The sequence below is a fragment of the Streptomyces sp. NPDC028635 genome (assembly GCF_040637635.1).
GTDB lineage: Bacteria > Actinomycetota > Actinomycetes > Streptomycetales > Streptomycetaceae > Streptomyces.
Genome location: NZ_JBEZWX010000058.1, coordinates 21,587 through 33,560, shown reverse-complemented (window position 1 = coordinate 33,560; position 11,974 = coordinate 21,587). Strand labels below are relative to the sequence as shown.

9 protein-coding genes are annotated in these 11,974 nt (G+C 74.0%); 4 read left to right on the top strand and 5 right to left on the bottom strand.

Annotated elements, in window-relative coordinates:
- Positions 1-176: 176 nt before the first annotated feature.
- The 5 genes from AB0E88_RS33780 to AB0E88_RS33760 form a co-directional block, all read right to left on the bottom strand.
- Entirely contained in the window at positions 177-1,487 is a 1,311-nt protein-coding gene (locus AB0E88_RS33780) for a DUF58 domain-containing protein (protein WP_361638551.1), read from the bottom strand.
- Complete coding sequence (locus tag AB0E88_RS33775; RefSeq protein WP_361638557.1) at positions 1,487-2,476, bottom strand: MoxR family ATPase; 990 nt, start codon at positions 2,474-2,476, stop codon at positions 1,487-1,489. Before AB0E88_RS33775 ends, AB0E88_RS33780 begins: the two co-directional genes overlap by 1 nt.
- The gene (locus AB0E88_RS33770; RefSeq protein ID WP_361638549.1) at positions 2,476-3,672 is read right to left on the bottom strand and encodes a DUF4350 domain-containing protein; all 1,197 of its coding nucleotides are present in this window, start codon (positions 3,670-3,672) and stop codon (positions 2,476-2,478) included. The genes AB0E88_RS33775 and AB0E88_RS33770 overlap by 1 nt, the downstream gene beginning before the upstream one ends.
- Complete coding sequence (locus AB0E88_RS33765; protein ID WP_361638555.1) at positions 3,669-4,379, bottom strand: DUF4129 domain-containing protein; 711 nt, start codon at positions 4,377-4,379, stop codon at positions 3,669-3,671. The genes AB0E88_RS33770 and AB0E88_RS33765 overlap by 4 nt, the downstream gene beginning before the upstream one ends.
- Before the next feature lie 208 nt (positions 4,380-4,587).
- On the bottom strand, positions 4,588-5,910 hold the full coding sequence (locus tag AB0E88_RS33760; protein ID WP_361638547.1) for a glycerophosphoryl diester phosphodiesterase membrane domain-containing protein: 1,323 nt from the start codon (positions 5,908-5,910) through the stop codon (positions 4,588-4,590).
- 140 nt (positions 5,911-6,050) lie between these two features.
- On the opposite strand from AB0E88_RS33760, the gene mtnA reads away from it, so the two are divergent.
- From mtnA to AB0E88_RS33740, 4 genes are all read left to right on the top strand, one after another.
- Positions 6,051-7,193 carry an S-methyl-5-thioribose-1-phosphate isomerase gene (gene mtnA / locus AB0E88_RS33755; protein ID WP_361638545.1) on the top strand — a complete coding sequence of 381 codons (1,143 nt, stop codon included), beginning with the start codon at positions 6,051-6,053 and terminating at the stop codon, positions 7,191-7,193.
- 125 nt (positions 7,194-7,318) lie between these two features.
- Positions 7,319-8,008, top strand: coding sequence for a two-component system response regulator MtrA (gene mtrA, locus AB0E88_RS33750; protein WP_009188938.1), 690 nt, complete (start codon positions 7,319-7,321; stop codon positions 8,006-8,008).
- A gap of 1 nt (position 8,009) precedes the next feature.
- Positions 8,010-10,091 carry an MtrAB system histidine kinase MtrB gene (gene mtrB / locus AB0E88_RS33745; protein ID WP_361638543.1) on the top strand — a complete coding sequence of 694 codons (2,082 nt, stop codon included), beginning with the start codon at positions 8,010-8,012 and terminating at the stop codon, positions 10,089-10,091.
- On the top strand, positions 10,081-11,931 hold the full coding sequence (locus tag AB0E88_RS33740; protein WP_361638541.1) for an LpqB family beta-propeller domain-containing protein: 1,851 nt from the start codon (positions 10,081-10,083) through the stop codon (positions 11,929-11,931). The genes mtrB and AB0E88_RS33740 overlap by 11 nt, the downstream gene beginning before the upstream one ends.
- Positions 11,932-11,974: the final 43 nt, after the last annotated feature.

Below are 11,974 nucleotides of genomic sequence, written 5' to 3'. Positions count from 1 at the left end.
GGAAGCTAAGCCTTACAGCGCCGATGGTACTGCAGGGGGGACCCTGTGGGAGAGTAGGACGCCGCCGAACAATTATTGAGGGAAACCCCCGCATCCACGGATGCGGGGGTTTTCTGCGTTTCCGGAGCTTTTTCGCTCCGGGCTTTCGCTCCCCCGGAGGGAAGCGAAAGCCCGGATCAGAGTCGGCCTGCTGCCTTCAGCGCCAGGTATGCGTCGGCGAGTGCCGGCGCCAGGTCGTCCGGGGTGGCGTCGACGACCGTAACGCCGTGGCGGCGGAGCTTTTCCGTGGTGCGGTTGCGTTCCGCCTGCGCCTGGGCGGCTGCGGCGGCCTCGTAGACCGCGTCGGTGGTGCCGCGGGCCGCTGCCATGCGGGCGATGTGCGGATCGGACACCGAGGCCACCAGGACCGTATGGCGCTGGGTCAGTTGGGGGATGACCGGGAGGAGTCCTTCCTCCACGGGGGCAGCGTCCAGCGTCGTCATGAGGACGATCAGGGAGCGGCGGGGGGCCGTACGCAGGGCGGTGGCGGTCAGGCCGCGGGCGTCTGTTTCGACCAGTTCGGGTTCGAGTGTCGCCATCGTGTTGACCAGGGACGGCAGGAGATCGCCGGCCGTGCGGCCCTGGACCAGGGCGCGGACGCGGCGGTCGTAGGCGAGCAGGTCGACGCGGTCGCCGGCGCGGGAGGCGAGGGCGGCCAGGAGGAGAGCGGCGTCCATGGAGGCGTCCAGGCGCGGGGCGTCGCCGACACGGCCGGCCGAGGTGCGGCCGGTGTCGAGGACCAGAAGGATGTGACGGTCACGCTCGGGACGCCAGGTGCGGACGGCGACGGTGGTCTGGCGTGCGGTGGCGCGCCAGTCGATGGAGCGGGTGTCGTCGCCGGGGACGTATTCGCGGAGGCTGTCGAACTCCGTGCCCTCACCGCGTTGCAGCACGCTGGTGCGGCCGTCCAGTTCGCGCAGGCGGGCCAGTTTCGACGGCAGGTGCTTGCGGCTGGTGAACGGCGGAAGGACGCGGACGGTCCAGGGAACCTTGTGGGTGCCCTGGCGGCAGAACAGGCCGAGGGGGCCGTAGGAGCGGATGGTGACGCGGTCGGCCTGGCGGTCGCCGCGGCGGGTGGGGCGCAGGCGGGTGGTGACGCGGCGGCGCTCGCCCGCCGGGACCGTGAGGGAGTGGCGGGACGCCTCGAATTCCGTGCCGGGGCGCCAGCTGCTGGGCGGCCAGGCGTCGCGCAGCCGGGCGCGGAGCGGTCGGCCCGTGGGGTTGGTGACGGTCAGGGTGACGTCGGCGGCGTCACCCAGGCGTACCGAGGTGTCGCCCGAGCGGGTGAGGCCGAGGCGGCGTACGGGGGCGGCGAGGGCGTAGTCGCAGGCGCACGCCAGGGCCAGGGTGCCGTTGACCGCGAGGACGCCCGTCCAGCCGGGCTCCAGGATGCCGACGGGGAGGGAGCCGAGTGCCGCGAGGAGCGCGGCGCGTCCGGTGAGCGCCATCAGCGGGGCACGGGGACGTGGGTGAGGATCGCGGTGATGACGGAGTCGGCGGTGACGCCCTCCATCTCGGCCTCCGGGCGCAGTTGGACGCGGTGGCGCAGCGTGGGCAGGGCGAGGGCCTTCACGTCGTCGGGGATGACGTAGTCACGGCCGGTCAGCCAGGCCCAGGCGCGGGCCGTGGACAGCAGGGCGGTCGCGCCGCGGGGAGAGACGCCCAGGGTGAGGGAGGGCGACTCGCGGGTGGCGCGGCAGATGTCGACGACGTAGGCGGCGATCTCGGGGGAGACGGTCGTCTTGGCGACGGCGGCGCGGGCGGCTTCCAGCTGGGCGGCGTTCGCGACGGGGCGTACGCCGGCGGCGCGCAGGTCGCGCGGGTTGAAGCCGGCGGCGTGGCGGGTGAGGACGTCGATCTCGTCCTGGCGGGAGGGCAGCGGGACCGTGAGCTTGAGCAGGAAGCGGTCCAGCTGGGCCTCGGGGAGGGGGTAGGTGCCCTCGTACTCGACCGGGTTCTGGGTGGCGGCGACGAGGAAGGGGTCGGGGAGCGCGCGCGGGGTGCCGTCGACTGTGACCTGGCGCTCCTCCATCGCCTCGAGCAGGGAGGACTGGGTCTTCGGAGGCGTGCGGTTGATCTCGTCGGCGAGGAGGAGGTTGGTGAAGACCGGGCCGGGCTGGAAGGAGAACTCGGCGGTGCGGGCGTCGTAGACCAGGGAGCCGGTGATGTCGCCGGGCATCAGGTCGGGGGTGAACTGCACGCGCTTCGTGTCGAGTTCGAGGGCCGCGGCGAGGGCGCGCACGAGGAGGGTCTTGGCGACGCCGGGGACGCCTTCGAGCAGGACGTGGCCGCGGCACAGCAGGGCGACGACGAGGCCGGTCACGGCGGGGTCCTGACCGACCACGGCCTTGGCGATCTCGGCGCGCAGGGCTTCGAGGGCGGCGCGGGGGTCGCCCGGCTGTCCGGTCTGCCCGGCGTTGTCAGTGGTCGGGTCCATCATGGACGGCGTACCTCTCTTTCGAGGGCGTCGAGTCGGTCGGCGAGGGTGATCAGGGCTGCGTCGTCGCTGGGCGGCGGCCCGAACAGGAGGGTGTGCAGGGCTTGTTGTCCGTCGCCGTGCAGGCGGGCGGACAGGGCCGGGAGCAGGGTTTCGGGCGTGTGCGCCTGGGTGGTGGGCACGCCGACGAGGGGGGCGAGGCGGGTGCGTGTGGTGGAGCGCAGAGCGGCGGCGGCGCGGTCGCGGGCGTTCGCCCTGCGGTAGAGGCGGGCGCGGCCTTCGGCGGTTTCGGAGGCGCGGATCGCGACGGGGAGTTTTTCGGGGACGAGCGGGCCGAGCCGGCGGGCGCGCCACAGGGCGGCGAGGGCTGCCGCGACGAAGAGTTGCAGGGTGCCCCAGAGCCAGCCGGAGGGGATCAGGTCGACGAAGGACTTCTGGCCGCCGGGTGCGGTGGCCGAGGTGTCGGAGAGCGAGGGGAGGTACCAGACGAGATGGGGGCGGGAGCCGAGGAGTTGGAGGGCGAGCGAGGCGTTGCCCTGCTCGTCGAGGTGCTCGTTGAGGAGGATGTCGGGCGCGCCGAGGACGACGGTGTCGCCGTGCCCGGTGGCGTCGGGGACGCGTACGAGGGTGGCCAGGCCGTCGCTGGGGTAGCACGCGTCGGCGGTGACGTGGGTGGTGGTGTAGCGGATGCCGCCGGTGTCGGCGGTGCCGGCGCGCCGGGCGGCGGGAAGCGCGCAGTCGGGCGCGAGCAGGGAGTCGGTGCTGGTGACGGGGTCGGCGGTGACGCCGGGGGCGAGCCGTTCGACGGAGGTGTCGGCGGCGACGAGGAGGGTGCGGCCGCCCGAGCCGGCGGTGGACGTGCGCAGTTGGCGTTGCTGACCGGGCGTCAGGAGGTCGGGGACGGCGACCAGGAGGGTGGTGTCGGGGCCCGCGGCGGTGCGGGCCTCGTCCAGGGTGGTGACCACGCGCGTGTGCACGCCGTGGCCGGCGAGGAGGGCGGCGACGGCGCGGCTGCCGGAGGGGTCGGCGGAACGCGGGTCGAGGGAGCCGTGTTTGGTGGTGGAGCGGACCAGGGCGATCGCGACGGCCGCCGCCAGGAGCACGACGAGCGCGAGGGCGATGCCCCGGGCGCGGGTGAGGACCTGACGGGCGGTGGGCGAGGCCGAGGTGGTGGGGAGCGTGGCCTCGGTGGTCATCCGGCGGCTCCCTGGCGGTCGTCGGGGGTCGGGCCGGCGGTGCTGGTGGCGAACTGCGGCTTGGTGCGGTCCAGGTCGCGGTCGAGTTCGGCGAGTCGGTGGTACGACTGCTCGCTCGCTCTGCGGCCGCCGTATGTGACGTCGTCGAACTCCCGGGCGGCGGCGCGGAGTCGGTCCAGGTGCGCGGGCAGGGCGCGGCCGGCTTCGTCGGCGGCTTCGTCGGCGGTGCGGCCGGGGCGTACGTCGAGCAGGGCGCGTTCTTCCAGGGAGCGGACGATGGCGCGCATGCGGTCCTGGACGGCCTGGTTCCAGTGGCCTTGGGCGGCGTGTGCCTCGGCGGCCGCGCGGTGTTCGGCGGCGCTGCGGGGGCGGTCGTCGAACAGGGCGGCGGCGGAGGTGGGCCGGCGGCGGGGGGTGCCCAGGCGCCACCAGAGGGCGGCGAGGACCGCGAGCACGGCGACGACGATGACGACGAGGCCGACGGTGCCGCCGGGTGTCGCGGTGGTGGCGGCGTTGAAGAGGCGGTCCAGCCAGTCCCAGAAGGCGTTGAGGGCGCGCTGGAGCGGGCTGGGGTCGTCCTGGTGGTACATCCCCTTGGACAGTTCGCGGCGTGCGGCTTCCCGCGCGGCCTCGCGCGGTGTCGTCACCGGGGGTTCGCCGTCGGAGCCGGCGCGCGTGAGCAGTGATGTGCGGTGCAGGCGCAGCAGGGCGTGTACGGCGGTGTCGGTGGCGTGGGCCAGTGTGCTCGCGGCGCTGTCGGCGGCGTGGGCCGGCGCCGTGCCGGCCGTGGCCGCCGGGTGGGCCAGTGCCGCGGCGGCCGTGTCGGTGGCGTGCGGCCAGGCCGGCACGGCCGTGGCGGCGGTATGGGGCGGTGCTGTGGCCGCCGTGACGATTCCCCCCGTCAGGCTCACGGCATCAGCTCCTCGGTGTGCTGCCGGCCGGGCCGGTGCTGTGGTCCTGGAGGCCGGCGGCGCGGGCGAGTTCGAGGTCGAGTGCCTCGCGGCGGATGCGCTGGTCGATGTAGAGCAGCACGGTCACGCCGGCGCTGATCGGGAAGGTGATCATGGAGCCGATCACCGAGCCGATGCCGCTGATGATGAGGAACGTCCAGCCGCGTTCGCCCTCCATGAGGCCGGAGACGCCGCCCCCGTTCGCGGCGGCGGCGATGAAGCTGAAGGGGATGACGACGAGCGCGGCGACGATGTTCGCGATGATCGCGGCGAGCAGCTGGATGCCGAAGACCCGCCACCAGGTGCCGCGTACGAGCTTGGCGGAGCGGCCCATCGCTTTGCGGATGCCCTGCTTCTCCAGCATCAGGGCGGGGGAGGCCAGCGAGAAGCGGACCATGAGCCACAGGACGACGACGAAAGCGGCGAGGCCGCCGAAGGCGGCGAGTCCCGCTCCGCTGTCGGCGTTGCCGCCGAGGGCCACGAGGATGCCGGGGGTGATGCCCACGCCGACGACGACGGCGCCGATGAGGATCAGCAGGCCGATCAGCCCGAAGAGCCGGGGCAGCTGGGTGCGGGCGTCGCGCCAGGCCTCGCCGATGGTCACCGGCCGGCCGAGGACGGCACGGCTGGTCACCGTGGTGAGCAGGGCGGTCGCCGTGACCGTGCCGATCATGGAGATCAGGAAGATGACCGTCGAGTTGAGCATGGTGTCGCCCAGGGCGCGGGTCACCTCGCTGAGGGTGGCGCTGGGGTCGTCGAGGGCGTCGGCGCCCGTGGTGTCGAGGGCCAGGCCCTGCAGCAGGACGGCGAGGACCTCGGTGACGACGGCGACGGACAGCGTGATGCCGAGCACCGTGCGCCAGTAGGTGCGCATGGTGGACACCGCGCCGTCGAGGATCTCGCCGACGCCGAGGGGGCGCAGCGGGATCACGCCGGGCTTGGCCGCGGGGGGCGGTCCGCCCCAGCCGGCACCCCAGGCGCTGTGGCCGGGGGCGCCGTAGCCGTAACCGCCGGGGGGCCCGTAGCCGCCGGGGCCCGCCGGGGGCGGGGTGCCCCAGCCGGGGCCGGGCGGTGGGGGCGGCGGGGACTGGCCCGGGCTCTGCTGCCCGGCCGGCGCCGACCAGTGGCCGGCGGGTGGCTGCACCTGGGACCACTTCGTGCCGGGGCTCTGCGGGTCCTGAACCGGCTGGCCCGCGGGCTGTTCCGGCTCGGCGGGGCGGGACGCGCCGGGCTCGTGCCCGTCGGACGGGGCGGATCCGGGCGAGGCCCAGCCCGGAGTGTCGTTCATCGTCGCTCCTTCACGGTGCCCGTCCGCGGTCGCGGCGGCAGGTTGGCAGCCATCGTGCCATGGGGTGGTCATCCGGGTACCGGCCGAGGTCGGGCGTGCGCATCTTCAATTGTCCGCCGGATACGGGGAAGACTGACGGCATGGCTGATCAGTACGCGCACGTCGGCGAGGACACGCAGCTCACCGGGATCCCCGCGATCCGCTGGGAGGAGCCGCCCGAAGGCCCCGTTCTGGTCCTGCTGGACCAGACGAGGCTGCCGACCGAGGAGGTCGAACTGGTCTGTACGGACGCGTCCGCGCTGGTGGAGGCGATCCGTTCGCTCGCCGTGCGCGGCGCCCCGCTGCTGGGTGTCGCGGGCGCGTACGGGGTCGCGCTCGCCGCCGCGCGCGGCTTCGACGTGGACGAGGCCGCGACCGCGCTGGCCGGGGCCCGGCCGACGGCGGTGAACCTGTCGGTCGGCGTGCGCCGTGCCGTCGAGGCGTACCGGGCGGCGGGCGAGAAGGGCGCCACTCCGGGGCAGGCCGCGCAGGCGGCGCTGGCCGCGGCGCGCACGCTGCACCGGGAGGACGCCGAGGCCAGCGTCCGCATGGCCGAGCACGGCATGGCGCTGCTGGAGGAGTTGCTGCCCGCCGGAGGGCACCGGATCCTCACGCACTGCAACACCGGGTCGCTGGTGTCCGGTGGTGAGGGAACCGCGTTCGCGGTGGCGCTGGCGGCGCACCGGGCGGGGCGGCTGCGGCGCCTGTGGGTGGACGAGACGCGGCCGCTCCTGCAGGGGGCGCGGCTCACGGCGTACGAGGCGGCCCTGAACGGCATGGCGTACACGCTGCTCACGGACAATGCGGCGGGGTCGCTGTTCGCGGCCGGTGAGGTGGACGCGGTGCTGGTCGGGGCGGACCGGATCGCGGCCGACGGGTCGGTGGCGAACAAGGTGGGCAGCTATCCGCTCGCGGTGCTCGCCCGCTACCACCATGTGCCGTTCATCGTGGTCGCGCCGGTGACGACGGTGGACCTGGACACCCCGGACGGGGCGGCCATCGAGGTGGAGCAGCGTGCCGGTTTCGAGGTCACCGAGATCCCGGTGCCGCAGGTGCAGGCGAGCGGCCCGGGTGGCGGGGTGCCGGTGGCGCCGCTGGGCACGCAGGCGTACAACCCGGCGTTCGATGTGACGCCGCCGGAGCTGATCACGGCGATCGTCACGGAGGGCGGCGCGCTGTCGCCGGTGACGGGCAAGGGGCTCGCGGAGCTGTGCGCGCGGTCCCGGGAGGGGGCCGCCGGGTAGGCACGCGGCCGGTGCGGTGATCTCGCCCGCGAGGTCGCGGGCAGACAGTGACCGGTGAGTACGACTATCGTCACGGGCCAGTGACGTGCCTCACCAGGCGCCCCGGTCACTGTTACGAGAATGGGATGATGTCGTTTATGAAGGGACGAGTCCTTGTCGTCGACGACGACACCGCACTGGCCGAGATGCTCGGCATTGTGCTGCGTGGTGAGGGTTTTGAGCCGTCTTTCGTAGCCGACGGCGACAAGGCGCTGGCCGCGTTCCGGGAGGCCAAGCCCGACCTGGTGCTGCTGGACCTGATGCTGCCCGGCCGGGACGGTATCGAGGTGTGCCGTCTGATCAGGGCGGAGTCCGGGGTGCCGATCGTGATGCTCACGGCCAAGAGCGACACCGTCGACGTCGTGGTGGGCCTGGAGTCGGGCGCTGACGACTACATCGTCAAGCCGTTCAAGCCCAAGGAGCTGGTGGCCCGGATCCGGGCGCGGCTGCGCAGGTCCGAGGAGCCGGCGCCGGAGCAGCTGGCCATCGGTGACCTGGTCATCGACGTGGCCGGGCACTCCGTGAAGCGGGACGGGCAGTCGATCGCGCTGACCCCGCTGGAGTTCGACCTGCTGGTGGCGCTGGCCCGCAAGCCGTGGCAGGTGTTCACCCGCGAGGTGCTGCTGGAGCAGGTGTGGGGCTACCGCCACGCGGCGGACACCCGCCTGGTCAACGTGCATGTGCAGCGGCTGCGCTCCAAGGTCGAGAAGGACCCGGAGAAGCCGGAGATCGTGGTGACCGTCCGTGGTGTCGGTTACAAGGCCGGACCGAGCTGACATGTCCAGGGACAGCGCCGCCTCGGCTCCCGGCCGGTCCGGGGTCCGCGCCGGGCGGCCTGTCGGCCGGAAGCCGCTCGGCTCGCGCTGGGCACGGCTGGTGGAGGGCGGGCTCCTGCAGGGCGGGGTGCACGGCAGCCCCGTGGTCCGGCTGTTCATGCGCTGGATACGCCGTCCGCTGCTGCCGGTGATGCGGCTGTGGCGGCGCAACATCCAGTTGAAGGTCGTCGCCACGACGCTGCTGATGTCGCTCGGCGTGGTGCTGCTGCTCGGCTTCGTCGTCATCGGGCAGGTCCGCAACGGCCTGCTGGAGGCGAAGGTGAAGGCCTCGCAGAGCCAGGCGGCCGGCGGTTTCGCCGTGGCCAAGCAGAAGGCCGACGAGGCGGCCGCGGGCACCGACGACGGCACCGGTGTCGACACGCGTCCCTCGCAGAACGTGATCGAGTGGATGAGCAACCTCGTCTCGTCCCTCGCCAGCGGCGGACAGGGCGCCTTCGACGTGGTCACGCTGCCCGCCGGCGCCGGGGCCGCCGGCGCGGGCGGACTCGGCCCGCGCGCCTCCGGGTTCGTCAGCCCGTCGGAGAGCGTGCCGCTCGCCCTGCGCGAGCGGGTCGACTCCAGCACGGGCGCGGCGCAGAGCTACACCCGCATCATCTACAGCAACGGCCGCCCCTCGCAGCCGGCGCTGGTCATCGGCAAGCAGGTCAACGACCCCAACAGCGACCCGTACCAGCTGTACTACCTCTTCCCGCTCACCCAGGAGGAGAAGTCGCTCAGCCTGGTCAAGGGCACGCTGGCGACCGCCGGGCTGTTCGTCGTCGTCCTGCTCGGCGCCATCGCGTGGCTCGTGGTGCGCCAAGTCGTCACACCGGTGCGGATGGCGGCCGGGATCGCCGAGCGGCTGTCGGCCGGGCGGCTGCAGGAACGCATGAAGGTCACCGGCGAGGACGACATCGCGCGGCTCGGTGAAGCCTTCAACAAGATGGCGCAGAACCTCCAGCAGAAGATCAGCCAGCTGGAGGACCTGTCGCGGATGCAGCGCCGCTTCGTCTCCGACGTCTCGCACGAGCTGCGCACGCCGCTGACGACCGTGCGGATGGCCGCCGACGTCATCCACGAGGCGCGCGAGGACTTCGACCCGGTGACCGCGCGGTCCGCGGAACTGCTCGCCGACCAGTTGGACCGGTTCGAGTCGCTGCTCGCCGACCTGCTGGAGATCAGCCGCTTCGACGCGGGCGCGGCGGCCCTGGAGGCCGAGCCGATCGACCTGCGCGAAGTGGTGCGGCGGGTGGTCAGCGGGGCCGAGCCGCTCGCCGAGCGCAAGGGCACGCGGATCCGGGTGATCGGCGATCAGCAGCCCGTGGTCGCCGAGGCCGATGCCCGGCGTGTGGAGCGCGTCCTGCGCAACCTCGTCGTCAACGCCGTCGAGCACGGCGAGGGCAGGGACGTGGTGGTCAAGCTGGCCGCTGCGGGCGGAGCGGTCGCGGTCGCGGTGCGCGACTACGGCGTCGGGCTCAAGCCCGGCGAGGCGACCCGCGTGTTCAGCCGCTTCTGGCGCGCCGACCCGGCACGCGCGCGTACCACGGGCGGTACGGGCCTGGGCCTGTCGATCGCCCTGGAGGACGCGCGGCTGCACGGTGGCTGGCTGCAGGCGTGGGGCGAGCCGGGCGGCGGCTCGCAGTTCCGGCTGACGCTGCCCAGGACCGCGGACGAGCCGTTGCGGGGCTCGCCGATACCGCTGGAGCCCAAGGACTCGCGGCGCAACCGCGGGCTGAACGCCGCGGGCGCCGCCCGCGGCGGTGGGGAGAAGTCGGCGACCGTCCCGGCCCAGCCGGCGGCCGGTGAGCAGCGGCCCGGGCTGCCGTGCCGGGCGCAGCTGCCGCCCCGGCCGGCCGGGGCCGCGCCCACCGCGGACCCGACGGCGCTGCCCGGCAACGGCGCGCGCGTGGTGCCCCGGCCGGGCGGTTCCGCGCCACGCCAGGACGGTGCGGCGGGTGGGGAGCCCGCCAAGGGCCGGGCGGACGCCGCCGTGGCCCGGCCCGACGACTCGGACACACAAGGGGAGGCCTTCCGTGGGCGCTGACCGCGAGGGGGGCGCCCGGCGCACGCCGGCGCGCGCGGTGGCGTACGCCGCCTGTGGGGTCGTTCTGCTGGCGGGCTGCGCGTCGATGCCCGACAGCGGGGACCTGAGGGGCGTGGAGTCCACGCCGCGGCCGGACTCGCAGGTGCGGGTGTTCGCGATGCCGCCCGCCGAGGGCGCGCCGCCGGCGGACATCCTCCAGGGCTTCCTGGAGGCGCTGACCAGCGACGACCCCGGCTATGCGACGGCACGGCAGTACCTGACGCCGCACGCGGCGCGGGCCTGGCAGCCGGGAAGGGCGACCACGGTGCTGGAGGACGGCCCGAGCATGCAGGCCGCCCGCTCCGCCAGCCGGGAGGACGCCGACGACGCCGCCTTCACGCTGACCGGCACCCGGGTCGCGACGGTGGACGCGCAGCAGTCGTACCGGCCCGCCGACGGGCCCTACCGGCAGACGGTGCATCTGACGCGCGACGACAAGACGCAGCAGTGGCGCATCGACGGACTGCCGCAGGGCGTCGTCATGGGCAAGTCGGACTTCCAGCGCAACTACATGTCCGTCAACAAGTACTACTTCGCGTCCAACGTGGCCGCCACGAACGGGCAGACCACGGCCGTCGCCGACCCCGTGTACGTGCGCGAGCGCGTGGACCTGATGACGCAGGTCGTGCGCTCCGTGCTGCAGGGCCCCACGTCGTGGCTGCGGCCGGTGGTCCGCTCCAGCTTCCCCACCGGCACCGACCTGGCGCGGGGTACGGCGGCCCTCGCCCCGGACGACCAGAACAAGCTGACCGTGCCGCTCAACGACAAGGCCGCCCGGGTCGGCCGGGCCCGGTGCGACGAGATGGCGGCGCAGCTGCTGTTCACCCTGCAGTACGTCACGCCCACGGTGAACGAGGTCGAGCTGCGCTCCGGCGACGCGCACCTGTGCTCCCTCACCGCCGACCAGGCCGAGGCGGTGGCCGCGCGCGGCTCGACCGCGCTCCCGGACTACGTGTACTTCATCGACGACAAGAGCCGGCTGGTACGGCTGCCCACCGGCGCCGCCGGCACCAGGGCCGAGCCGGTGCCCGGCGCCCTGGGCCAAGGGGTGCGGCCGCTGCGCGCGGCCGCCGTGTCGCGCGACGAGCGCGAGGCGGCCGGCGTCAGCAGCGACGCGAGCGCCCTGTACGTCGGCTCGCTGGTCTCCAGCAGCTCGCTCGGCAGCGCGGTGGTGACCAGCCACGGCGCGACGCCCGCCACCCGGCTGACGACGCCCAGCTGGGACGCGAACGGCGACCTGTGGGTGGCCGACCGCGACCCCGTCCATCCGCACCTGTGGCTGTTGCAGCAGGGCGGGGGCACGCCCGTGGACGTGGCCGTCCCCGGCCTTGACGGGCGCATCCGCGAGGTCCGGGTGGCCGCGGACGGGGTGCGGATCGCGCTCGTGGTGGAGAAGGACGGCAAGCAGTCGCTGTTCGTGGGGCGGATCCAGCGCCCCGACGACAAGGATGCCGGCGGCCCCGAGGGCGCGCGGCCGGCGGTGTCCGTGGTGGAACTGCACTCCGCGACGCCCGGCCTGGAGGAGATCAAGGCGATGTCGTGGTCCGGTGACAGCCGGCTCGTCGTGGTCGGGCGCGAGGCGGGTGGCGTGCAGCAGATGCGGTACGCCCAGGTCGACGGCTCCACCCCGGAGGGGCCGCCGCCGGCCGCGCTGTCCGGCGTGGAGGACATCGCCGCCTCCGAGGACGACCGGGTGCCGCTGGTGGCGTACTCCGGTGAGGACGGCATCGTGCGGCTGCCGTCGGGGGCGCAGTGGCAGAAGCTCGTGAAGAGCGGTACGGCACCGGTGTACCCGGGCTGACGAGGGCGCTCGGGAGTTTTCCACAGGGCGTTGTCCACAGGGG